Below are 22,281 nucleotides of genomic sequence, written 5' to 3'. Positions count from 1 at the left end.
CCTCGAAGTGGGTGGTTACCCTGAGGTGAGCGATGAGGTCGGAAGGGGTGGGGCATGGCGACGGTGCCGAGGCCGGGTGGGTACGTCTGCGGGATCGACGCGGCGATGGACGTGATCGGCGGCAAGTGGAAGGTGCTGATCCTCTGGGCGCTGGACGAGCGGCCGCACTGCCGCTTCGGCGAGCTGCGCCGCCAGGTGCCGGGGATCACCGAGAAGGTGCTCGCCGCCCATCTGCGCGAGCTGGAGGCCGACGGCATCGTGCACCGCGAGTCGTACGACGAGGTGCCGCCGCGCGTCGAGTACTCGCTGACGGCGGTCGGGGCGCGGCTCAACGCGGCGCTGGCACCGCTGGGGGCCTGGGGCCGCGAGCACGTCCTCGGCGGGGCCGCGCACCCCGACCGGGGGGCCGCGTGACGCGACGGGGCCCGGGGGCGCCGGCGCCGGGCCGGCCCCGCGCCGGCGGGTCAGGCGATCGCGGCCGCCACGATCGCCGCCACCGCGACGTTGCAGCTGGCGGTGACCCAGACCGCCGGGTGCGGCTCGGGGTCGACCAGGATGGCGCCGAGCTTGCCGGGCGTCAGGATGTCCACCGCCCAGAAGGCGACGGCCATCAGCACCAGACCGAGCAGGCCGAAGCAGGCCGTGGAGACGAGGCCCTTGCCGAAGTCCTCGTAGGTGTACATGATCGCGGTGAAGACGATGCCGCCGATGCCGAGCAGCGCGGAGCTGAGCACCACGGCGGCGTTGCGGTTGCGCTCGACCCAGATCTGGTGGCCGAGCCTGCCCGGCGTCAGCACGTCGACCAGGCCGACGCCGAGGAGCAGCAGCACCACGCCGACGGCGCCGAAGGCGGCCGCCGCACCGAGGCCGTGCAGGATGTCGTTCATGGGTGTCCGTCCCCCGTGTCCGCTCACTGAATCCCGCCGGGTCCGGCTCCGCCCGGTCCGACGGTCAAGGATCGGCAAAACATATCCCATCGGCCCCGTGGCAGGACAGGAATGCGGGGCCCCTCCCGTACCATCGCGGCCCACGCGTACCATCGAGCGCCATGACGCCGTCCCAGTCACCCCCCACAGCCATCGGAACCGGCAGCCCGGGACCGGACGCCCGGCGCCGCTCGGGCTTCGTCACCCTCGGCATGGTCGGCACCCTCGCCCTGGCGCTCTCCGGCTGCTCCTCCGGCAGCGGCGGCAACCCGCCGAGCCGCTGCGTCGACCCGTCGACGCTCAAGGTGCTCGACAGCCACGCGTGCACGGGCGGCACCACCACCGCCGCCGCCGGCCGCTGGTACTACTGCGGCTCGGGCGGCACCACCGCGCTCGGCGGCACCTTCGACAAGGCCGCCACCAAGCGCGGCGGCTTCGGCTGCCCGTCCGGCTCCAGCGGCTCGGGCGGGGGCTGACCGCGATGCGCCGCCGCACCATCGCCCCGCGTCCCGACTGGCTGGCCACCGTCGAGGGCCAGGGCCTGATCTACGCGATGTGCTCCGATCCCTGCAACCAGGGCGGCCCGCACGCCTATTGGGACGAGAGCGGGTACTACGAGTTCTCGCTGCCCGAGGTGGAGGCGCTGGAGGAGGTGGTCGAGGAACTGCACGAGATGTGCCTGGCCGCCGCCGACCACGTGGTCCGCACCGGCCGGTTCGCCGACTACGGGATCACCGACCCCCGGCTCGCCGCGACCGTCGCCGAGTCCTGGCGGCGGCGCGACGAACAGCCGGCCGTCTACGGGCGGTTCGACCTCGCGTACGACGGCACCGGCCCGGCCAAGCTGTTCGAGTACAACGCCGACACGCCGACCTCGCTGATCGAGGCGGCCGGCCCGCAGTGGTTCTGGATGGAGGAGCGCTTCCCCGCCGCCGACCAGTGGAACTCGCTGCACGAGCGGCTGGTCGCCTCCTGGGCCCGCCAGAAGCACCTGCTGCCGCCCGGCCCGGTGCACTTCGCCCACTCGCGCGGCGACACCGAGGGCGAGGACTGGATGACCACCCTCTACCTCCAGGAGTGCGCCGAGCAGGCCGGCATCGAAACGGTCGGCATCGCCATGGAGGACATCGGCTGGGACGGCCTCTCCGGCCGCTTCGTCGACCTCGAACACCGCTTCATCCGCTCGGCGTTCAAGCTCTACCCGTGGGAGTGGCTGGCCGAGGACGAGTTCGGCGAGCAGCTGCTGGACGTCATCGACCACGGCGGCGGCACCGGTTCCACCCTCTGGATCGAGCCGGCCTGGAAGATGCTGCTCTCCAACAAGGCGCTGCTGGCGGTGCTCTGGGAGCTCTACCCGGGCCACCCCAACCTGCTGCCCGCCTACCTGGACGGCCCGCGCGAACTCGCCGACCCGGACGGCCCCGGGTACGCGGCCAAGCCGCTGCTCGGCCGGGAGGGCGCCGGCATCCGGATCGTCGAGCCGGACGGCGGCGAGACCCGGCTCGCCGCCTGGGCCGGCGACCCGGACCGCTACGGCGCCGAGGGCCACTGCTACCAGCAGTACCACCCGCTGCCCGACTTCGACGGCAACCGCCCGGTGCTCGGCACCTGGGTGATCGACGGCGAGGCGGCGGGCCTCGGCATCCGCGAGACGGACGACAGCCCGATCACCCACCAGGGCGCCCGCTTCCTGCCGCACATCATCGTCTGAGGCTCCCGTCCGGCCCGGGCCGGACGGGAGCACCCGGCCCGACCGGGGTCAGTCCTCCTCGGTCAAGTGGTCCACGCAGGCCGCGACGGCCAGCAGCAGCCCCGCGTCGGCGCCGTCGGCCACCTCCACGCCGTAGGTGTCACGGACCCGGAACCACTTGCGGGAGATCCGGGCGAGGTCGTCGCCGTGGTCGTTCTCGATCCGGTAGTCCTTGTCGATCAGGTTCCCGTGGATCTTCAGCTCGCCGCCACCGGCCAGCTCCACGAGGTACTTGTCGCGAAACGGCGTGAACAGCTTCTCCCGGACGGTCGCGACCACGTCGCCGTCGGCGTTCTCGATCTTCATCGCGTCCCGGACGGTGAACGCCTTCTCCTTCACCACGGCCACCACCCGGCCGCCGGCGTCCTTCAACTCGAAGGTGTCGCGCAGCCGCAGCACCTTGCCGTCCACCAGGAACGCCTTGTGCCCCCGGTCGTCCTCGATCCAGTAGTCGTCACCGATCGCGAACAGCTTCTCCCTGACCAGGTACCGCATACCGCCTCCTCCGCGTGGACGTACCGTCCATTCGACCCGATCGGCATCCCGCTGCGAAGCACCGCCACACGACGGAGTTGGATGGCCCCGTGAACCCCGCCGACGCGTCCGCCACCACCGTCCCCCTGCACACCGAGCGCCTCGACCTCCTCCCGATCGGGCCCGAGCACGCCGAGGAGCTGGCCGCCGCCCTCGCCGACCCGGCCCTGCACGCCTTCACCGGCGGCGAACCGGCGACCGCCGACGCCCTGCGGGCCCGCTACGCCCGACTCGCCGCCGGCTCCCCCGACCCCGCCGCGGCCTGGGGCAACTGGGCCCTGCGGCTGCGCGCCGACGGCCGGCTGACCGGCTACGTCCAGGCCACCGTCGGCGCGGGCGCCGCCGAGATCGCCTGGGTCCTCGGCACCCCCTGGCAGGGCCGCGGCCTCGCCGGCGAGGCCGCCCGCGCCCTGGTCGCCCACCTCCGGGCGTCCGGCGTCACCGAGGTGTTCGCCCACATCCACCCCGACCACCACGCCTCCGCCGCCGTCGCCCGTGCCGCCGACCTGGCCCCCACCGGCGAGCAGCAGGACGGCGAGGTCCGCTGGTCCTCGGGCCCGGCGGAGCGGGGCTGAGCCGTTCGCAAGAACTGCACGGAACCGCACGGAACCGCCACGGGCCACCACCGGATGGTCAAGAACGGCCACGGTCGGCCATGATGTCGCTGCCCCGACCGAGGGTGCCCGCACGGGTGCCCCGGCAACGACGCCCCGTCCGCCGGAGACTCCCCATGCGCCGACTCACCCACGCCGAATTCCTCGCGATGCGGCGGTTCGACGCGCTGGACGGGCTGCGCGCGCTCGCCGCCGTGATCGTGGTCTTCTTCCACTACGGCGGCCCGGAGTCCCGGTTCCTCTCCGGCTGGATCGGGGTCCACGCCTTCTTCGTCCTCTCCGGCTTCCTCATCACCACCCTGATGCTCCGGGAACGGGACCGCACCGGGCGCATATCACTGCGGAACTTCTACATCCGGCGGGTCTTCCGGATCGTGCCGCTGTACTACCTGGGGCTGGCGATCACCATGGTCGCCGTCTACCGCTCCGGCCACGGCTGGACGGTGCTCATGGACCACCTGCCGAACTACCTCGGCTTCATGAACGAGTACCACCTCGCCGGTGACACCCCGTACCTGCACACCTGGACCATCGGCATCGAGCAGAAGTTCTACCTGGTCTGGCCGCTCGCGCTGATCCTGGTGGGCCTGATCTCCGACAGGCTCCGCATCCCGCTCGCGGTGGCCGCGATCGCCCTCGTCCTGGTGCCGTACAACGAGACCTGGAAGGGCATGGGCCTGCACTACTCGGTGCTGCTGATCGGCGCCCTGCTCGCCGTCGTCCTGCACAGCAGCCGCGGGTTCGCCCTGCTCAGTCCGCTCACCCACCCGGTCGTCGGCGCGGTGGCCGGTGCCGGCTTCCTCGTCCTGCACGCGAACCTGCCGAACCTGACCGCCCACTTCGGCGGCGAGCAGATCACGATCTTCCTCTTCGGCACCGGGGTCGCGCTGCTGCTGCCCACCCTGCTCGGCCCCGGCCCGGGCCGCCTGGTCCTCTCGCTGCGCCCGCTGGTCTTCGTCGGCGAACGCTCCTACGGCCTCTACCTGCTCCAGGCCTCGGCCGTGAGCGTCACCGCCGCCCTGGCCCCGTGGCTGCCCGGCGGCACCCCGCTGTTCGCGGCCGCCGTCTGCCTGGTCGCCCTGGCCGCCGCCGACCTGCTGCACCGCCGGCTGGAGACGCCGATGATCGAGGTCGGCCGCCGCCTGATCACCTGGTGCGACACCGTCTCCCATCGGATCCGCCGCACCCTGCCCGCCCCGGCCGGCGCACCCGACACCACCGTCCACCCGCCGACCGCGGCCCGACCCGCCCCGGCCCTCACCGGCCCCTCCCGCCCGGAGTGACCCGGTCCTCCTCCCGCGACCGCCGGAATGAGCAGCACCCCCGTGCGGTTTGATGGGGGTATGGCATCTCGTGCACGTGTACGCGCCCCCGAGCTGGTCGGGGCAGGCGGTTGGCTGAACACCGGCGGCAAGGAGCTCACGCTCGCCGACTTCCGGGGCAAGATCACCGTTCTGGACTTCTGGACCTTCTGCTGCATCAACTGTCTGCACGTCCTGGACGAACTCCGTGAGTTGGAGGAGAAGCACCGCGACACCGTGGTGATCGTCGGCGTGCACTCCCCCAAGTTCGTGCACGAGGCCGACCACCAGGCCGTGGTGGACGCCGTCGCCCGGTACGAGGTGCACCACCCGGTGCTGGACGACCCGGCGCTCGCCACCTGGAAGCAGTACGCGGTGCGGGCCTGGCCGACGCTGGTGGTGATCGACCCCGAGGGGTACGTGGTCGCCCAGCACGCCGGCGAGGGACACGCGCACGCCATCGCCCGGCTGGTCGAGGAGCTGGAGGCCGAGCACGCGGCCAAGGGCACCCTGCGCCGCGGCGACGGCCCGTACGTGGCGCCCGAGCCCACCGCAGGGGACCTCAAGTTCCCCGGCAAGGCCGTCCGGCTGCCGAACGGCCACTTCCTGGTCGCCGATTCCGGCCACCACTCGCTGGTCGAGCTGGCCGAGGACGGCGAGAGCGTCGTCCGCCGGATCGGCGACGGCGTGCGCGGGCTGGTCGACGGCACCAGCCCCCGGTTCAGCGAGCCGCAGGGCCTCGCCCTGCTCCCGGAGGGCTCGGCGTACGACGTGATCGTGGCCGACACCGTCAACCACGCGCTGCGCGGTGTCCGGCTGGCCGACGGCAGCGTCGAGACCCTGGCCGGTACCGGCCGGCAGTGGTGGCAGGGCTCCGCGACCGAGGGCCCGGCCCGCGAGGTGGACCTCTCCTCGCCGTGGGACGTCGCCTGGTTCGACGGCCGGGTCTGGATCGCCATGGCCGGCGTCCACCAGCTCTGGGCGTACGACCCGGCCGACGGCACCGTCGGTGTCGCGGCCGGCACCACCAACGAGGGCCTGGTCGACGGCCCCGTCGACGAGGCCTGGTTCGCCCAGCCGTCCGGTCTGGCCGTCTCGGCCGACGGCGAGCTGCTCTGGGTGGCCGACTCGGAGACTTCGTCGCTGCGTTCGGTTTCACGTGAAACGAAGACGGTCCGAACCGCCGTCGGCACCGGCCTGTTCGACTTCGGCCACCGCGACGGCGCGGCCGAGCAGGCACTGCTCCAGCACCCGCTGGGCGTCACCGTGCTGCCCGACGGCTCGGTGGCCGTCAGCGACACCTACAACCACGCGCTGCGCCGATTCGACCCGGCGAGCGGCGAGGTCACCACGCTCGCCACCGACCTGCGCGAGCCCTCCGGCGCGGTGCTGGTCGACGGCGACATCGTGGTGGTCGAGTCCGCCCGGCACCGGCTCACCAGGCTGCGGCTGCCCGAGGAGGCCGTCCGGGTGGAGTCGGTCGCGCACCGCACCCAGCGGGCCGCCACCGAGGTCGCCCCCGGCACCTTCCGGCTGGACGTGGTCTTCTCGGCGCCCACCGGCCAGAAGCTGGACGAGCGCTACGGTCCGTCCACCCGGCTGCTGGTCAGCTCCACCCCGCCCGAGCTGCTGGTCTCCGGTGCGGGGGCGGACACCGCGCTCTCCCGCGAGCTGGTGCTCTCCGACCGGGTGGCCGAGGGCGTGCTGCACGTCTCGGCGATGGCCGCCTCCTGCGACGACGACCCGGAGATCGAGTTCCCGTCCTGCCACGTCCACCAGCAGGACTGGGGCGTGCCGGTGAAGCTGGCTGCGGACGGCGCGAGCCGGCTGCCGCTGGTGCTCGCCGGGATGGAGTAGCCGCGACCGGCACCGGCAGCACGAAGGGCCCGGCACCCGCCGGGCCCTTCGTCATGGGCGGGCTCAGCCCTCCAGGAAGGCCTTGACCGCGCTCGCCAGCAGGTACGGGTCGTCGGCGCCGCACAGCTCGCGCGCCGAGTGCATGGAGAGCGCCGCGATGCCGCAGTCCACCGTGCTGATCCCGAGCCGCGCCGCGGTGATCGGGCCGATCGTCGTACCGCAGGGCATGGCGTTGTTGGAGACGAAGGTCTGCCACGGCACGCCGGCCTTCTCGCAGGCCGCCGCGAAGACGGCCCGGCCGACGCCGTCGGTCGCGTACCGGTTGTTGACGTTGACCTTCAGGATCGGCCCGCCGTTCGGCATCGGGTGGTGCCCCGGCTCGTGCCGCTCGCTGTAGTTCGGGTGGACGGCGTGGCCCATGTCGGAGGAGAGGCAGACGGTGCCGGCCAGCGCCCGGGCGCGGTCCTCGGGGCTGCCGCCGCGCGCGTAGACGCTGCGCTCCAGCACGTTGCCCAGCAGCGGGCTCTGCGCGCCGGTGTCCGACTCGCTGCCGGTCTCCTCGTGGTCGAAGGCGGCCAGCACCGGGATGTACGGCAGGTCCTCGCCGGCCACGGCGGCCAGCGCGGCGGTGGCGGCGTGCACCGAGAGCAGGTTGTCCAGGCGCGGCCCGGCCAGCAGCTCGCGGTCCCGGCCCAGGTAGGTGGCGGGCTGCACGTCGTGCGTCATGAGGTCCCAGCCGGCCACGTCGGCGGCGGCCACCCCGGCGCGCTGCGCGACGTACTCGATCAGCGAGCCCTCGTCGACCGGGCCGAGGCCCCAGATCGGGGTCAGGTGGCGCTGCTTGTCGAGCTTCATCCCCTCGTTGACCTGGCGGTCCAGGTGGATCGCCAGCTGCGGCACGCGCAGCAGCGGCTCGTCCAGCTGCACCAGCCGGGAGCTGCCGTCCCGCAGCGCGAGGCGGCCGGAGAGGCCGAGGTCGCGGTCGAGCCAGGTGTTCAGCGGCACGCCGCCGTAGATCTCCACCGCGACCTGCCGCCAGCCCGCCGAGCCGGTGTCCGGCACCGGCTTGACCCGCAGGTTCGGCGAGTCGGTGTGGGTGCCCACGACGCGGAACGGCGTCTGCGGACCGGCGCCCTGCGGCACGTACCAGGCGATCAGCGCGCCGCCCCGGATCACGTAGCGGCCCCCGGCCACCGCGTCCCAGGCGTCCGTCTCGGCGACCTGCCGGAAACCCGCCTTCTCCAGCCGCTCGGCGGCGCTGGCGACCGCGTGGTAGGGCGACGGTGAGGTACCGAGGAAGGCAATCAGATCATCGGTGTGCGTCCGGTCGAAGAAGGCCTGACGGGCGGCGGTCGACATGCTGCTCCTGAGTCGAGGGAAGGCCGAAGCCGGATGGGGGTCGGCTTCGCCCCTTGAGCATATGCCCGTACACGGACAGGACACTCGGAACCTCCCAACGGATGCAGAACGCAGACAGAAACGTGAACTGACGCCGCGCCGGATGCCGCACACCCAGCGGTTGCGGCCGGTCGCGGACGGTCATGCCGGCCCCGGCGACCGCGAAAGGGCAGCCGGGGGCCACGCCGGGGAGCCACGGCGGGCCGGGACGCCGGAACACCGAAGGGCCCGGTCGAGGAACCGGGCCCTTCGGCGTGAGGGTTGGGTCAGGCGGTCAGTGGGCGGACGGGCGTCAGAACGCCTCCTCCGCCAGCTCCATGATCTCGTTGTCGATGCCCTCGGCGATCAGGCGCTGCGAGCCGACGGTCGGCAGGATGTTCTTGGCGAAGAAGCGGGCCGCCGCGACCTTGCCCTGGTAGAAGGCGACGTCCTTCTCCGGGGCGCCGGCCTCCAGCTTCGCCAGGGCCACCGCGGCCTGGCGCAGCAGCAGCCAGCCGACCACGACGTCGCCGGAGACCATCAGCAGGCGGGTGGTGTTGAGGCCCACCTTGTACATGTTCTTGACGTCCTGCTCGACCGAGGAGAGGTCGGCCAGCAGCTTGCCGACGATGGCCTCCAGGTCGCCGGCGGCCTTGGCGAGCAGCTCGCGCTCGGCGGCCAGGGCGTCGCCGCCCGCGGCGGAGCCGAGGAACTTCTGGATCTGCTCGGACAGCGCGGTGAGCGCCTGGCCGCCGTCCTTGACGATCTTGCGGAAGAAGAAGTCCTGGCCCTGGATCGCGGTGGTGCCCTCGTAGAGGGTGTCGATCTTGGCGTCCCGGATGTACTGCTCGATCGGGTACTCCTGCAGGTAGCCGGAGCCACCGAAGGTCTGCAGGGACTGGGCGAGCTGCTCGTAGGACTTCTCCGAGCCGTAGCCCTTGACGATCGGCAGCAGCAGGTCGTTCAGGCGCTCGGCGGCCTCGTCGCTCTCGCCGCGCAGGCGGGCGGCCAGCACGTCGTCCTGGGTGGAGGCGGTGAGCAGGACCAGCGCGCGCATGCCCTCGGCGTACGCCTTCTGGGTCATCAGCGAGCGGCGCACGTCCGGGTGGTGGGTGATGGTCACGCGGGGCGCGGTCTTGTCCAGGAACTGCGAGATGTCGGCGCCCTGCACGCGCTCCTTGGCGTACTCCAGCGCGTTCAGGTAGCCGGTGGAGAGGGTGGCGATGGCCTTCGTGCCGACCATCATCCGGGCGAACTCGATGATCTTGAACATCTGGCGGATGCCGTCGACCTTCTCGCCCAGCAGCCAGCCCTTGGCCGGGTGCTTGGCACCGAAGGTCATCTCGCAGGTGTTCGAGGCCTTGAGGCCCATCTTGTGCTCGACGTTGGTCGCGTAGACGCCGTTGCGCTCGCCGAGCTCGCCGGTCTCCCAGTCGAAGTCGTACTTCGGCACGATGTAGAGGCCGAGGCCCTTGGTGCCCGGCTTGCCGCCCTCGGGGCGGGCCAGCACCATGTGGATGATGTTCTCGGACATGTCGTGCTCGCCCGAGGTGATGAAGCGCTTCACACCCTCGATGTGCCAGGAGCCGTCCTCCTGCTTGATCGCCTTGGTGCGGCCGGCGCCCACGTCCGAGCCGGCGTCCGGCTCGGTCAGCACCATGGTGGAGCCCCAGAGGCGGTCGGTCATCCGCTTGGCGACCTCCAGCTGCTCCTCGGTGCCCTCGTCGGCGATGACACCGGCGAAGGCCGGGCCGGAGGAGTACATCCAGATGGCCGGGTTCGAGCCGAGGATCTGCTCGGCGAAGCCCCAGATCAGCGAGGACGGGGTGACCTGGCCGCCGATGGACTCCGGGATGCCCAGGCGCCACCACTCGGCGTCCATGAAGGCCTGGTAGCTCTTCTTGAACGAGGCCGGGACCGGAGCGGTGTTGGTCTCCGGGTCGAAGACCGGCGGGTTGCGGTCGGCGTCGACGAAGGACGCGGCGAGGTCGTTCTCGGCCAGGCGCGCGATCTCGCTCAGGATGTTCTTCGCGGTCTCGACGTCCATGTCCGCGAACGGTCCGGTGCCGTAGACCTGCTCGCGGCCGAACACCTCGAAGAGGTTGAACTCCACGTCCCGCAGGTTGGACTTGTAGTGACCCATCGCCGTTTTCTCCGGTTCGTCGCTTCCGGGAGACCGCCGCGTTCGGGCGCCCCGTACCCACCAGTAAGCATCATGATGCTACCCAGCGGTAACTTGTTTCAAGCCCCTGGCGGTGAATCCGCTATGAACGTGGTCACGTCCCACAAGCCGGGACGGCCACTCCTTGTCAGGATCGACGCCCGCACAGGCGGCCGCGCTCCCGATAGCCTGTCCGTGTGTACGGCTATGACCAGAACGCATACCCGGGCGATCCCTACCAGCAGCAGGCGGGACCGCAGCCGGGCATGAACGGCATGCCCGGCCCCGGCCCGTACGGCGAGCAGCCGCAGGCGTCGCAGCAGCAGTCCCTGTACCCGGAGCCGTCCCCGCCGTCACTGGCGGACGCCGTCCGGGCCTTCACCACCGGCTCGATGGCGGTGGAGGACTTCCAGGCCATCTTCATCACCTCCAAGGTGCACTGCCCGCGCGGCGACCGCCCGGGCTTCCTGGCGCTGCACAACACGCCGACCCCGGTGATCCCGATGTTCAGCTCGCTGAAGGAGCTGCGCCGCTACGCCGGCAAGGACTCGAAGCACTTCACGGTCACCGGCGCCGAGGTGCTCGACCTGCTGCCGACCGGGTACGGCTTCGCCCTGGACATGGAGGGCGAGCACCGGATGGTGTTCGACGCCAAGGCGGTCGAGCAGATGGTCGACTTCACCATGCGCCGCATGTACGGCTGACGACGACAGGACCGCGCGGGCCGGCCCCGCGCGGTCGACGGACCCACCCGGAACGGACCCGCGGCCCCGCCGTCGCCACATAGTTCAAAGTTCAACTTGCTTCTTGTTGAGAATTGAACTAATCTCGGGGACGTAGGCCAGAGGAACCCCCCGAAGGAGGCCGACATGCCCGCCGTGACCGTCGAGAACCCGCTTGTCCTGCCGCGCATCGCGGCCCCCGCCGAAGACTCCCGGCCGCGCCCCGTGCTGGCCGTGTCGACCGCCCCCAGCGGCTTCGAGGGCGAGGGCTTCCCGGTCCGCCGCGCCTTCGCGAAGATCAACCAGAAGTACCTGGACCCGTTCATCATGATGGACCAGATGGGCGAGGTGGACTACGCGGCCGGCGAGCCCAAGGGGACCCCCTGGCACCCGCACCGCGGCTTCGAGACGGTCACGTACATCATCGACGGGACCTTCATCCACCAGGACTCGCACGGCGGCGGTGGCGTCATCACCGACGGCGACACCCAGTGGATGACGGCCGGCTCCGGCCTGCTGCACATCGAGACCCCGCCGGAGTCGCTGGTCATGTCCGGCGGCCTGTTCCACGGCCTCCAGCTCTGGGTGAACCTGCCCGCCGCGGACAAGATGATCGCGCCGAAGTACCAGGACATCCGGGGCGGCAGCGTGAAGCTGCTCGCCTCGGCGGACGGCGGCGCGCTGGTGCGGCTCATCGCCGGTGACATCGCGGGCCGCCAGGGCCCCGGCGCCACGCACACGCCCATCACGATGATCCACGTGTCCGTGAACCCCGGCGCCGAGGTCACGCTGCCCTGGCGGGCCGACTTCAACGGCCTGGCGTACGGCCTCGCCGGGAGCGGCTCGGCGGGTTCGGAGCGGCGCCCGTTCCACATGGGACAGGCCGTCGTCTTCGGCGAGGGCGACTCCCTCACCATCCGGGCGGACGACGCCCAGGACTCCCGGAGCGCCAACTTCGAGGTCGTCCTCCTCGGCGGGCAGCCGATCCGGGAGCCGGTCGCCCACTACGGCCCGTTCGTCATGAACAGCCACCGCGAGCTCCAGCAGGCCATGGAGGACTTCCAGGCCGGCCGGCTCGGGACCATCCCGAGCAGCGCGAGCTGACCCCGACGGCCGCCACCACGGCCGATGGAGAACCGCGACGGCCCTCCGAACCCCCGCACGGGGATTCGGAGGGCCGTCGCGGCGTCTGTTCCCGCTGTCGGTACAGCGATGTGAGCCCTCGTCGGATTCGGACGGAGCGTCAGTCCCAGCCGTTGTTCATGGCGACCGTGACGGTACCGCCCCGGGCATCGGCCACCGCGTCGACCAGCGAGACGGCCGGCGCGAGCAGCAGGGTGACGGACAGCACGACGGCGGCCGGAGCGAAACGGCGGACAATAGCCATGGCGTTCATTCGAATTCCCCCAATTACCCTGCCCGCGCAATGTCGCGAGCACGTGCGTGTGAAGTCGTGGGCGAGCCTGATCCGGCTCGACACTTTCGGCGGCTTCTCCTTGATTTCCGAGGAGCTCCCCCTGCCGACACCTCTACTCTCACACGGTCGAGATGACCTGACCATGGAATCGGTAGGCCAGGGTGCTGCCATGGCACGTTGCTGCCGCGGTCACCCTTCCGCCTCGTCCAGCTCCCCGGACAACAGGACCTCCCCGAACTCCGGGACGAGCGTCGCCCCGACCCGGACCAGGCTCCCGCCCCGCAGGCCCGAGCAGTAGGCCAGGCAGAGCTCCCGGGCGGCCTCCTCGGCCTCCCTCACCAGGGCCCGGGACAGGAAGAGCGCGGCGCGGACCGCCCCGTCCCGGGGTTCGACGTAGACGTGCTGCAGCCCGTGGCCGGGCTCGGCGCAGCGCAGCAGGCCGTCGCGGACCTCCTCGGCGGAGGGTCCGTCGGCCGGAATGGCCAGATCGGCCAGGACGATGTGCATGACTACCAGGGAGGTGTGGCAGGAAGCGGCCGCAGCCGGGGGGACCGCGACCGCTTCCCGCCGCGGCGGTTAGTAGAGGACCAGGCCGTTGCCGGCCCGGTGGCCGCGGCTGCGGCGGTGGTCGAGGTGCACGAAGGTGCGGTGCAGCCAGCGGTCGTGGCCGTCGTAGCGGGCCTCGAAGGACGTCCGCCCGTGCACCGACAGGCGGTTGTCCACGAAGGCCAGCTCGCCGGGCTGGAGCACCAGCATCGCCGAGACGTCGAGCAGGGCGCCGCGCAGGATCTCCAGGGCCGCCGTGGCGGTCTCGTCCAGACCGGTGGTGGCGCTGAAGTCGACCCGGATGTTCGGGTCGTCCGCCGCACCCTCCAGCACCGGGTGGTACTCGGTCTCGGCGCCGGCGTGGAAGGACGGCGGCGGCTGCGTGACGAAGCGCGGCTGCATCAGGACCTCGATCACGTTGTCCGGGATGATCAGCAGTGCCCGGCGGATCGACGACACCAGGGTGCCGGCGGTGCCGCTGTGGTCGTTGCGCAGGCAGAACAGCCCGACGTAGTCGGGGCGGTGCGGGTGGAAGGCGTTCTCCACGTGCAGTTCGAGCAGCGTGCCGGAGCCGGCGTTGCTCTGCGACTCCTCGCGCCCCGGCACCGGGACGACGTTCTGCACCAGGGCGCCGGACTTCTCCTCGCGGTACGCGACGACCTCGCCCAGGGCCAGGCTGACCAGCGCCGAGATCGCGGCCGGAACGGTGGCCTCGCGCTCCACCGACTCCGGCACCGTCGGGGTCACCGGCAATGAGCCCACGTCGTTCGGCAGGTTGCGCAGGATCAGCAGGCCGTCCGGGCCCGGGTCGTGCCGGTAGCGGCGGACCTCCTCCCGGACGCGCAGCGGCAGCCGCGCGGAGAGCTTGCGGGCGGCTTCCATCCACGCGATCTCGTCGACCATGCCGCGCTCGACCCCGACGAGCTGCACGGCCAGGGCGTACACCTCGTCGCGCTCGGCGTCGGTCAGGGTGACGGCGGGGGTGGTGCGGATTGACGGCGACAACACCGTGGTCATCGAATGACCCCTTTCAGGCTTCTTCGCTGGTTCTCAACCGGATGTCAGTCGGACATGGCCACGAGGACCCGGCGTGCCCCCGTGAACGGCCGGCGGCCGTGGCCGACCAGCAGGTTGTCGATCAGCAGGACGTCGCCCTGGCGCCAGTCCACGTCCACGGCCGCCGCCAGACCGCGGTCGCGGACCTGCAGGACGTACTCCGCCGGGATCGGCGACCCGTCGGCGAAGGCCACCGACTGCGGCAGCTCCTCCTGCGGCATGACCTTGGCCAGGGCGGCCGCGGTCTCGTCACCGAGCGCGGCCGGGTGCCACTGGTCGGACTGGTTGAACCAGACCTCGGCGCCGGTCCTGGGGTGGTGGACGGTCGCCGGGCGGTTCTGGATGATCCGCAGGCTGCCGTCCCGCCGCCACTCGCTGACGGCGTGCGAGGCCGCCAGGAACGCGTTCACCTCGTCCCGGTCCCCGGTCTCGAAGGTCTCCTGCCAGCTCTTGCCGAGGCCCAGGCCACCGTGCAGGTTCTGGGTGTACCGGACGCCGTCGGCGAACCGCTCGCGCACCTCGTCGTCCAGCAGCTCCAGCCACAGCGCCGCGTCGACCACCGGGGTGGCGCCCCCGGTGGCGGCGGCCGTGACGCAGCAGAACAGCAGCCGTGCGGGCCACTGGTGCGCGTACGAGAGCTCGTTGTGCATCGAGATGGTGAACTCGGCCGGGTACTCCGTCGACGTGTAGACGTTGTCACCGACCTTGGTGCGCGGCGAGTTGCCGTGCACGTAGGCGAGACGGTTCGGCAGCAGCCGGTCCATGACCGGTGCGAGCCGCTCCTCGGTGGCGCCGAAGCCCCGGAACACGAGGGCCTTCTCCCGGTCCAGCAATGACTCGACATCAGGGGTGGAATCGAGCCATTCGAGCAGCCCGTCGAGGCCCGAGTCTTCGGACACGGACAGTGATTCCGGGCTGATCTCCAACGGCTTCCAGGCGGGACGTGCGCCCAATGCCGCGACCCCCTTCCAGGTCGACAGACGGCCACGCGGAAATTCGTGGCAGGAGGACGGTCCCGAAAGCCCCTATATTCCAGCGATATTCGCGCCCGCCGGGGCCGCACCGGGCCGGGGTATAGGGAATCGATAGGAGGCGACCCAAGGCTGGCGAGCCAGTGCCGGAAACGGTCCGACGGCAGCGAGAGGGCCCCTCATGACCATACCGACAGCAGCCGACGCGCGTGGGCGTTCCGACCGGACCGGGCCGACGGCCGGGACCGACGGACCGCGGGCCGACGCACCGCCGGCCGGGGACCCGCAGGCCGCGGGCGGCGGGGCGGCGGTCACTGCCGGGAAGCCGCGGGAGGCCACCGAGGAGCCGCAGGACGCGACGGACGACGCCGCGCTTGGTGCCGACGCACCGTCACCCACCGTGCCGCTGCGGCGGAACACGGACTTCCTGCGGCTCTGGGTCGGCGCCGGACTGTCGAAGTTCGGCTCCACCGTCTCGATGGTCGCCTACCCGATGCTGGTGCTCTGGCAGACCGGGTCCGCCACCGCCTGCGGCTACGTCGCGTTCGCCGCGGCGCTGCCCAACCTGCTGGTCCAACTGCCCGCCGGGGCACTGGTCGACCGCTGGGACCGGCGCAAGGTGATGCTGGTCTGCGACGCCGTCCGGATGCTCGCCTTCGCCGCCGTCGCACTGACCGCCTACCACCACTGGGTCTGGGTGCCGCTCATCATGGCCGCCGCCTTCGTGGAGGGCACCCTCGGGATCTTCTACGCGACCGCCGAGCAGGTGACCGTCCGCAACGTCGTCCCGAGCGAGCAGCTGCCGGCCGCGCTCGCGCAGAACCAGGCCCGCGGTGCGGCCATCGGACTGCTCGGCCAGCCGCTCAGCGGGCTGCTCTTCACCGTGCTGCGCTGGCTGCCGTTCGCCGTCACCGCCGTGGCCGACCTGATCGCGCTGATCTGCCTGACCTTCATCCGCCGCGACCTGCGGGCGACCCCGAGCGGTCCCCCGCAGCGGCTGCACCACGAGATCAAGGACGGCGTGGTCTGGCTCTGGCGCCAGAAGTTCCTGCGGATCATGACCGCGGTGTTCGCCGGCAGCAACCTGCTCTTCCAGATGCTGGGCCTCACCGTCATGGTGGTGATCAAGGAGCACGGCGGCAGCCCCGCGGTGCTGGGTCTGGTCTCCGGCGTGGCCGGAACCGGCGGCCTGCTGGGCGCGTTGGCGGCCGGCTGGTGGTCGAAGCGGGTCGGCCTGTACGCCACCGCCGTGCTGGGCCACCTGGTCTGGCTGGCGCTGATGCCGCTGGTCGCCCTGCTGCACCAGCCGGTGGCGATCGGCGTGGTGGCCGCCGGGATCATGTTCGTCGCCGGGCTGTTCAACGTCTGCGGTGGGGTCTACATGGCCAGGAACACCCCGAACGAGCTGCAGGGCCGGGTGACGGCCACCTCGGCCTTCCTGACCTCCGGCGCCAACGCGCTCGGATCGCTGGCCGCCGGCTACCTGCTCGCCCGCGCCGGGACCACCTGGACCGCCATCACCATGGCCGCCGTCCTGCTGCTGCTGACCGCCGCCGTGACGCTCAGCCCGGCCGTCCGGGCGGCCGGCCGGGAGGCGGCGGCGTAGGACCGCGCGAGCCTCCCGACGGGGCGCGTCGGGAGGCTCGCGCGGTGCTGCCGCCGTCAGCCGGCCAGCAGCTGCGGGGCCCGGGTCCGCGACGCCCCGCGCTGGCTCGGCACGCCGCCCGCGCCCGGCCCGGACACCAGCAGCACCACCAGCTCGTGCAGCCGGTAGCCGCCCCGCTCGGAGCCGCCCGCGCCGGCCGCCTCCAGCAGCCGGATGTCCACCAGCTCCTCCAGCACCTGCTCCGCCGTCGCCTGCGGCAGCCCCAGCTCCCAGGCGGCCGCCTCCGCGGGGAAGACGCCCGTCCCGAAGGGCGCGAGCCTGGTCAGCACCTGCCGACCACGCAGGCTGACCTCGCGCAGCGAGCGCCGGATGGTCTCGCGCACCCGCAGCTCGCCGAAGCTCAGCTCGTCCAGCCGGGTGCTCTGGTCGGCCAGCCGGCCGGCCAGCCGGGACAGCGGCCAGTGCGGCCGGGCCGCCAGCCGCACCCCGGCGATCCGCACGGCCAGCGGCAGGCCCGCGCAGCTGGCCACGATCGCCCGCGCCGACAGCAGGTCCGCCGCGACCCGTTCCGGCCCGACCAGCGCGGCCAGCAGCTCCATCGACTCCCCGTCGTCGAACACCGGCAGCGCCAGGGTGTCCCGCCCCGAGGCGGCGAGCAGGTGGCGGCGGCTGGTGACGATCACCGCCGACTCGGGCCCGTTCGGCAGCAGCGGGGCGATCTGCGCGTTGCTCACCGCGTTGTCCAGCACCACCAGCAGGCGCGCTCCGGCGCAGTGCGTGCGGTACAGCCGGATCAGCTCCAGCACCCCCCGGTCGGGAGTGGCGGACTCGACGCCGAGGGCGTGCAGGAAGGAGGTCAGGACGGTCTCCGGGGAGCGGGAGGTGCCGTCCTGGTCGGTCAGGTCGGCGTAGAGCTGACCGTCCGGGAAGCGGTCCCGCAGGCGGTGCGCCCGGTGGACGGCGAGCGCCGACTTGCCGACCCCGGCCATCCCGGTGATCAGCGCGCGCCGGGGACCGGCACCGGCCCCGTCCGCTGCCACCAACCGCTCCAGCTGGGCCAGTTCCGCCCGGCGGCCGGTGAAGTCCGCGACGTCCGGCGGCAGCATGGCCGGCACCGGCCGGGCGGCGGCCGAGCCGAGCCGCACCGGGCCCGACGGCGCCGGGCCGGCGTCCGGCAGACCCAGGGTGCCCTCCAGGACCGCCTGATGGACACCGGTCAGGGTGGCCCCCGGGTCGATCCCCAGCTCCTCGGCCAGGATCCGGCGCCCGGCGTGGAAGACCGCGAGGGCGTCCGACTGCCGGTCGCACCGGTACAGCGCGGTCATCAGCTGGGCCCGCAGCCGCTCCCGGGTCGGGTGCTCGGTGGCCAGCGCGGTCAGCTCCGGCACCAGGCGCTGGTGCCGGCCGAGCGCGAGCTCCACCTCGACCAGGTCCTCCTGCGCGGCCAGCCGCAGCTCCTCCAGCCGGGGCCGCTCGGCGTCCGCCAGGAACTCGGTCACGTTGCCGAGCACCGTGCCGCGGTAGCGGGACACGCCCGCCCGCAGGTCGTCGGCGGCCTGCGCCAGGTTTCCCCGGGTCAGCGCGTCGCGGCCACGACGGGCCAGCCGCTCGAACGTCGTCAGGTCCAACTTGGCGTCGTGCGTGATCAGTTGGTAGCCGCGCGGCCGGCGGATCAGCTCGACGTCCGGCCCCAGGCGCTTACGCAGCCGGGAGACGTAGGTGTAGATCTGCGCGGTCATCGTGGTCGGCGGGTCCCAGGCCCACAGCATGTCGCTCAGGTGCGTGTCGGAGACGGTCTGGCCGTTCGCCAGCAGCAGGCTGGCGAGCACCGTCTGCGCCTTGACGCCCGGTAGCTCGATGTGGAGGCCCTGGTCGTCGAGGACCTCGACTGGGCCTAGGACGCGCAGTTCCATGATTCCCCCTGTGCTGTGCCGAATACGTGCGGACGGCGGCGTCCGCGACGACCCCGCGACCTGGCGCGCCGGCGCCGGGCAGCGGCCCCGCCTCTGGATTCTGGGCCGGTCAGCGGGCCGAGTCAGTGCTCCGGGGACGTCAGGACGCTGCACTGGCACGATGTGGTCACGCCCGGGGGCTACTCGGGGCGGCTCGGGGACTACTAGGAGCGACCGGGGGCTTCGGGAACCGGCTTCGGGCCGGAGTTCCGGACGGGGCCGCCGATAAGAAGGGCCGGCCCCCGCCCGCCCCGCCGTGCGGCGGGATGGACGGGGGCCGGCTGCCGGAGTGGGAGCACCCGCCCCTCGATCGGCTCAGCTCAGCCGCGACTCGGCCTCGGTGGCCTCGTCGATCGCCTGCTGCCAGAGGTGGGCCAGCCGGTTCTGGCCGGTCCACACCGTGGCGAGCAGGTGCTTGACCAGCTCCCGCCCGGCGACCGCGTTGGACAGCAGCACCACGCCGGTGCCGGAATGCACCCGCAGGCCGGTCATCGCCTGGAAGCCGACTGCCTGGCCCCCGTGCCCGAACTCCAGGTCGCCGCTGGTGTCGTCGACGATGGTGCTCCAGCCGTAGGAGCGGCCGGACTGCGGGGCGAGCATCCGCCGGACCAGCTCGGCGCCCACCAGGCCGCCGGGGTGCCCCAGGTGGCAGCGCCGCACCTCCACGGCCAGCCTGGCCAGATCGGCCGCGGTGGTCCACAGGCCGCCGGCCGCCAGCTCGGGGTTGAGCACGTACCCGCCGGACACCGGGGTGCCGTCGGCGTGGTGGCCACGGGCGTACGGCCGGCCCAGCTCGTCCGGGAAGGACACCCCGAAGCCGCTGCCGGTCATCCCCAGCGGCGCCAGCACCAGCCGGTGCACCAGGGCCGGGAACTCCTCGCCGGTGGCGTCCGCCATGGCCTGCTGGAGCACCGAGTAGTTCAGCGGGATCTGCCGGAAGGTGCCGCCGGGCTCGTCCAGCAGCCGGGCCGGCGGGGTGATCGCCGGCGGGCGCCCGTTCAGCACGTCGAGCACCGTGGGTACCGGGTCGTGGCGGTGGTAGTTCCCGTCGACGTCCGGATGCGGGGCGATGCCGGACAGGTTGGCGATCAGCAGCCGGGGCGTCACCGGGGTCGACACCCCGGGCAGCGCGGGGACCTGCCAGGAGGTGAGGTACTCGTTGACGTCGCGGTCCAGCTCGATCACGCCGGCCTCGACGAGACGCAGCAGGGCGAACGTGGTCACGTGCTTGGAGATCGACCCGGCCGGGAACAGCGTCTCGGCGGTCACCGGGACGGGCTCCTCCACGCCGAGCACTCCGAACTGCTCGACCGCCGCCAGCTCGCCGTTGCGGATCAGCGCCAGCGAGGCGCCCGGGATGCCGTGCCGCGCCATCACCTCGGCCACCCCGGCGGCACCCGCCGGGGCCGCCGCGGACCCGCCGCGCGAGGGGGCCGCCGGCTGGTCACCGGCCTGGCCCAGCAGCTCCTCCACGAAGCGAAGCTGCTCGGCGGCGAGGCGCTGGACGGTGGCCGGCTCGTGGACGGCGGTGTTGTACGTCCAGTGCAGGTACAGCCGGCCGTCGTAGACCTCGGCCGCGATGTCGAGCAGGTGGGTCGACGGCGTGTCCGGGGCCGCCCGCAGCTCGATCCGGCCCGGGACGAACACCAGCGGCGGCTCGCCGTCCCGCTCGGCACCGGTGGACGCCTGCGCGACGGCCGCCGGCACCGCCGGCGTGAAGCTGAACCGGACCTCGCCGGTGGGCAGGTCCGCCAGCTCCGCCGCCAGGTCGGCGTCCGGCGCCAGGTAACGGAGCAGGCCGTAGCCGTGCGCGGGCGCCGGCACCGACCGCAGCCGGCGCGCGACCGCGGTGCGGACGGCGGACAGCTCGCGCCCCTTGGGGATCCGCAGCACCACCGGGTGGAGGTCGGCCAGCGGGCCGACGGTGCTCGCCAACTCGGCGGCCAGCACCTGCTGGTGGCGCGGGTCGGTGAGGACGTCGAGCCCGATCCGGTCGCCGCCGGCCCACTGCGCCAGGGTCTGGCCGAGGGCGGTCAGCAGCGACTGCTCGGGGCGCGGATCAGCCAACAGCGCGGCGGTCCGCTCGGCGGGCAGGACGACCGTGACGGTCTCCTCGGTGGCCCGGCACGGCGCCTGGCCGAACCGGTCCACCGGCAGCGGCACGGCCTCGGCCCGGTCGAGCCAGTGCTCGGCCTGCTCGGCCACCCGCTCGGAGTGCGCCTGCTCGGCCAGCTCCTGCGCCCAGGCCCGCCACGGCACCTCGACCGGGGCCGGCAGCACCGGGACTCCCGCCGCCGACTGCGCGTAGGCGGCGTTCAGATCGGCGAGCACGATGGGCCAGGAGGAGGCGTCCGCCGCGAGCTGGTGGATCGTCAGCCACAGCTCGTGGCGCTTCTCGTCGTCGAAGCGGACCAGCGTGGCCCGGAGCATCGCACCCTCGGACGGGGCCAGCCCGGCCCGGTCCCGTGCGACCGCCCGGTCGATCTCGCCGGCGCGGTCGGCGGGCGCCACGGAGCCGAGGTCGAGCACCGAGAGCAGGGCCGTCCCGACGGGCGCCGCGGTCGGCTCGGCCGACCGGCCGTCGGCGGAGAGCCGCAGCCGGAGGGCCTCGTGGCGCTCCACGAGTGCGCCGAGCGCGGCGGCGAGCAGCGCCTCGTCGGGCAGTCGCCCGAGCGCCAGCCGGACCGTCCGGGCACCCCCGTCGGCCGAGGCCAGCAGCCGGTGCTGGCTGGGCGTCAGCGGCATCCCCGGCTGCCCGGCCGGGTCGGCCGGCTCGGCGTCGATCATGCCCGCCAGCTCGGCCAGGCTCTTGGCCTGGAGCATCATCCACAGCGCCAGCGGCACGCCGGCCTCCCGGCACTTGGCCAGGACCTGGACGGCGCGGATGGAGTCGCCGCCGAGGTCGAAGAAGCTGTCGTCGATGCCGACCTGGGGCAGGTCGAGGACGTCGGCCCAGATGGTGGCGAGGCGTTCTTCGAGGGGGGTGCGGGGGGCGGTGTGGGTGGTGGTGGGGGCGTTGAGGTCGGGGGTGGGGAGGGCGCGGGTGTCGACCTTGCCGTTGGCGGTGAGGGGGATCGCGTCGATCGTCAGGTAGGCGGTCGGGATCATGTATTCGGGCAGGGTGGTGGCGAGGTGGGTGCGTAGGGCGGTGGTGTCGATCTCGGTGTCGGTGACGAGGTAGGCGGTGAGGCGCTTGTTGCCGGGGCTGGGTTCGCGGACGGTGACGACGGTGTCGGTGATGTGGGGGTGTTCGCGCAGGCGGGCTTCGATTTCGCCGAGTTCGATGCGGTAGCCGCGGATCTTGACCTGGTTGTCGATGCGGCCGAGGGTTTCGAGGGTGCCGTCGGGGAGGAAGCGGGCGAGGTCGCCGGTGCGGTAGAGGCGGGTGCCAGGAGCGCCGTGGGGGTTGGGGAGGTACTTCTCGGCGGTGAGGTCGGGGCGGGCGTGGTAGCCGCGGGAGATGCCGGTGCCGTCGATGTAGACCTCGCCGG

At 72.7% G+C, this 22,281-nt stretch carries 19 protein-coding genes; 9 read left to right on the top strand and 10 right to left on the bottom strand.

Features of this window, described 5'->3' with window-relative positions:
• Positions 1-54: 54 nt before the first annotated feature.
• Complete coding sequence (locus tag ACFVYI_RS12340; RefSeq protein ID WP_387883987.1) at positions 55-414, top strand: winged helix-turn-helix transcriptional regulator; 360 nt, start codon at positions 55-57, stop codon at positions 412-414.
• Between the two features lie 50 nt (positions 415-464).
• Here ACFVYI_RS12340 and ACFVYI_RS12335 read toward each other — a convergent pair whose 3' ends face one another.
• The gene (locus tag ACFVYI_RS12335) at positions 465-887 is read right to left on the bottom strand and encodes a DUF350 domain-containing protein (protein ID WP_360633610.1); all 423 of its coding nucleotides are present in this window, start codon (positions 885-887) and stop codon (positions 465-467) included.
• A gap of 161 nt (positions 888-1,048) precedes the next feature.
• On the opposite strand from ACFVYI_RS12335, the gene ACFVYI_RS12330 reads away from it, so the two are divergent.
• Both ACFVYI_RS12330 and ACFVYI_RS12325 read left to right on the top strand, forming a co-directional pair.
• Complete coding sequence (locus ACFVYI_RS12330; RefSeq protein WP_387883984.1) at positions 1,049-1,402, top strand: hypothetical protein; 354 nt, start codon at positions 1,049-1,051, stop codon at positions 1,400-1,402.
• Positions 1,403-1,407: 5 nt separating this feature from the next.
• Positions 1,408-2,637, top strand: a complete 1,230-nt coding sequence (locus ACFVYI_RS12325) for a glutathionylspermidine synthase family protein (RefSeq protein WP_387883981.1) — start codon at positions 1,408-1,410, stop codon at positions 2,635-2,637.
• Positions 2,638-2,685: 48 nt separating this feature from the next.
• Here ACFVYI_RS12325 and ACFVYI_RS12320 read toward each other — a convergent pair whose 3' ends face one another.
• Positions 2,686-3,171 (bottom strand): LURP-one-related/scramblase family protein, encoded by a 486-nt coding sequence (locus ACFVYI_RS12320; protein ID WP_387883978.1) that lies wholly within the window; start codon positions 3,169-3,171, stop codon positions 2,686-2,688.
• An 89-nt stretch (positions 3,172-3,260) separates the two neighbouring features.
• On the opposite strand from ACFVYI_RS12320, the gene ACFVYI_RS12315 reads away from it, so the two are divergent.
• The 3 genes from ACFVYI_RS12315 to ACFVYI_RS12305 all read left to right on the top strand — a co-directional run bounded on the left by ACFVYI_RS12315 (position 3,261) and on the right by ACFVYI_RS12305 (position 6,982).
• Positions 3,261-3,785, top strand: a complete 525-nt coding sequence (locus tag ACFVYI_RS12315; RefSeq protein WP_387883976.1) for a GNAT family N-acetyltransferase — start codon at positions 3,261-3,263, stop codon at positions 3,783-3,785.
• A 155-nt stretch (positions 3,786-3,940) separates the two neighbouring features.
• The gene (locus tag ACFVYI_RS12310) at positions 3,941-5,107 is read left to right on the top strand and encodes an acyltransferase family protein (protein WP_387883974.1); all 1,167 of its coding nucleotides are present in this window, start codon (positions 3,941-3,943) and stop codon (positions 5,105-5,107) included.
• Positions 5,108-5,167: 60 nt separating this feature from the next.
• The gene (locus tag ACFVYI_RS12305) at positions 5,168-6,982 is read left to right on the top strand and encodes an NHL domain-containing thioredoxin family protein (protein ID WP_387883971.1); all 1,815 of its coding nucleotides are present in this window, start codon (positions 5,168-5,170) and stop codon (positions 6,980-6,982) included.
• A gap of 63 nt (positions 6,983-7,045) precedes the next feature.
• On the opposite strand, the gene ACFVYI_RS12300 is transcribed toward ACFVYI_RS12305, so the two are convergent.
• Both ACFVYI_RS12300 and ACFVYI_RS12295 read right to left on the bottom strand, forming a co-directional pair.
• Positions 7,046-8,341: a M18 family aminopeptidase gene (locus ACFVYI_RS12300; RefSeq protein WP_387883968.1), complete on the bottom strand. Its 1,296-nt coding sequence runs from the start codon at positions 8,339-8,341 to the stop codon at positions 7,046-7,048.
• A 331-nt stretch (positions 8,342-8,672) separates the two neighbouring features.
• The gene (locus ACFVYI_RS12295; RefSeq protein WP_387883966.1) at positions 8,673-10,502 is read right to left on the bottom strand and encodes an acyl-CoA dehydrogenase; all 1,830 of its coding nucleotides are present in this window, start codon (positions 10,500-10,502) and stop codon (positions 8,673-8,675) included.
• A gap of 215 nt (positions 10,503-10,717) precedes the next feature.
• Here ACFVYI_RS12295 and ACFVYI_RS12290 point away from each other — a divergent pair, with 215 nt between their 5' ends.
• Both ACFVYI_RS12290 and ACFVYI_RS12285 read left to right on the top strand, forming a co-directional pair.
• Positions 10,718-11,224, top strand: coding sequence for an SseB family protein (locus ACFVYI_RS12290; protein WP_380327897.1), 507 nt, complete (start codon positions 10,718-10,720; stop codon positions 11,222-11,224).
• Between the two features lie 165 nt (positions 11,225-11,389).
• Positions 11,390-12,346: a pirin family protein gene (locus ACFVYI_RS12285; RefSeq protein ID WP_387883964.1), complete on the top strand. Its 957-nt coding sequence runs from the start codon at positions 11,390-11,392 to the stop codon at positions 12,344-12,346.
• A 139-nt stretch (positions 12,347-12,485) separates the two neighbouring features.
• Here ACFVYI_RS12285 and ACFVYI_RS12280 read toward each other — a convergent pair whose 3' ends face one another.
• The 4 genes from ACFVYI_RS12280 to ACFVYI_RS12265 form a co-directional block, all read right to left on the bottom strand.
• Entirely contained in the window at positions 12,486-12,629 is a 144-nt protein-coding gene (locus ACFVYI_RS12280; RefSeq protein ID WP_387883962.1) for a hypothetical protein, read from the bottom strand.
• 219 nt (positions 12,630-12,848) lie between these two features.
• The gene (locus ACFVYI_RS12275; RefSeq protein WP_387883960.1) at positions 12,849-13,166 is read right to left on the bottom strand and encodes a hypothetical protein; all 318 of its coding nucleotides are present in this window, start codon (positions 13,164-13,166) and stop codon (positions 12,849-12,851) included.
• A 69-nt stretch (positions 13,167-13,235) separates the two neighbouring features.
• The gene (locus ACFVYI_RS12270) at positions 13,236-14,222 is read right to left on the bottom strand and encodes a TauD/TfdA family dioxygenase (RefSeq protein WP_387883959.1); all 987 of its coding nucleotides are present in this window, start codon (positions 14,220-14,222) and stop codon (positions 13,236-13,238) included.
• Between the two features lie 44 nt (positions 14,223-14,266).
• Complete coding sequence (locus ACFVYI_RS12265; protein WP_387883958.1) at positions 14,267-15,160, bottom strand: TauD/TfdA family dioxygenase; 894 nt, start codon at positions 15,158-15,160, stop codon at positions 14,267-14,269.
• A gap of 253 nt (positions 15,161-15,413) precedes the next feature.
• On the opposite strand from ACFVYI_RS12265, the gene ACFVYI_RS12260 reads away from it, so the two are divergent.
• Complete coding sequence (locus ACFVYI_RS12260) at positions 15,414-16,838, top strand: MFS transporter (protein ID WP_387883955.1); 1,425 nt, start codon at positions 15,414-15,416, stop codon at positions 16,836-16,838.
• A gap of 56 nt (positions 16,839-16,894) precedes the next feature.
• On the opposite strand, the gene ACFVYI_RS12255 is transcribed toward ACFVYI_RS12260, so the two are convergent.
• Positions 16,895-18,751 carry a BTAD domain-containing putative transcriptional regulator gene (locus ACFVYI_RS12255; RefSeq protein ID WP_387883952.1) on the bottom strand — a complete coding sequence of 619 codons (1,857 nt, stop codon included), beginning with the start codon at positions 18,749-18,751 and terminating at the stop codon, positions 16,895-16,897.
• A 354-nt stretch (positions 18,752-19,105) separates the two neighbouring features.
• A partial coding sequence (locus ACFVYI_RS12250) for a serine hydrolase (RefSeq protein ID WP_387883950.1) occupies positions 19,106-22,281 on the bottom strand: 3,176 nt, incomplete at its 5' end.

This window comes from Kitasatospora sp. NPDC058218 (assembly GCF_042882445.1).
Classification (GTDB): domain Bacteria; phylum Actinomycetota; class Actinomycetes; order Streptomycetales; family Streptomycetaceae; genus Kitasatospora.
This window is presented reverse-complemented; position numbering and strand designations above follow the sequence as displayed.

Coding starts and splice junctions, on each gene's coding strand:
- ACFVYI_RS12295 (WP_387883966.1), bottom strand. CDS start 10,502: ATGGGTCACTACAAGTCCAACCTGCGGGACGTGGAGTTCAACCTCTTC.
- ACFVYI_RS12285 (WP_387883964.1), top strand. CDS start 11,390: ATGCCCGCCGTGACCGTCGAGAACCCGCTTGTCCTGCCGCGCATCGCG.
- ACFVYI_RS12310 (WP_387883974.1), top strand. CDS start 3,941: ATGCGCCGACTCACCCACGCCGAATTCCTCGCGATGCGGCGGTTCGAC.
- ACFVYI_RS12330 (WP_387883984.1), top strand. CDS start 1,049: ATGACGCCGTCCCAGTCACCCCCCACAGCCATCGGAACCGGCAGCCCG.
- ACFVYI_RS12340 (WP_387883987.1), top strand. CDS start 55: ATGGCGACGGTGCCGAGGCCGGGTGGGTACGTCTGCGGGATCGACGCG.
- ACFVYI_RS12255 (WP_387883952.1), bottom strand. CDS start 18,751: ATGGAACTGCGCGTCCTAGGCCCAGTCGAGGTCCTCGACGACCAGGGC.
- ACFVYI_RS12260 (WP_387883955.1), top strand. CDS start 15,414: ATGACCATACCGACAGCAGCCGACGCGCGTGGGCGTTCCGACCGGACC.
- ACFVYI_RS12335 (WP_360633610.1), bottom strand. CDS start 887: ATGAACGACATCCTGCACGGCCTCGGTGCGGCGGCCGCCTTCGGCGCC.
- ACFVYI_RS12300 (WP_387883968.1), bottom strand. CDS start 8,341: ATGTCGACCGCCGCCCGTCAGGCCTTCTTCGACCGGACGCACACCGAT.
- ACFVYI_RS12325 (WP_387883981.1), top strand. CDS start 1,408: ATGCGCCGCCGCACCATCGCCCCGCGTCCCGACTGGCTGGCCACCGTC.
- ACFVYI_RS12305 (WP_387883971.1), top strand. CDS start 5,168: ATGGCATCTCGTGCACGTGTACGCGCCCCCGAGCTGGTCGGGGCAGGC.
- ACFVYI_RS12275 (WP_387883960.1), bottom strand. CDS start 13,166: ATGCACATCGTCCTGGCCGATCTGGCCATTCCGGCCGACGGACCCTCC.
- ACFVYI_RS12280 (WP_387883962.1), bottom strand. CDS start 12,629: ATGGCTATTGTCCGCCGTTTCGCTCCGGCCGCCGTCGTGCTGTCCGTC.
- ACFVYI_RS12320 (WP_387883978.1), bottom strand. CDS start 3,171: ATGCGGTACCTGGTCAGGGAGAAGCTGTTCGCGATCGGTGACGACTAC.
- ACFVYI_RS12270 (WP_387883959.1), bottom strand. CDS start 14,222: ATGACCACGGTGTTGTCGCCGTCAATCCGCACCACCCCCGCCGTCACC.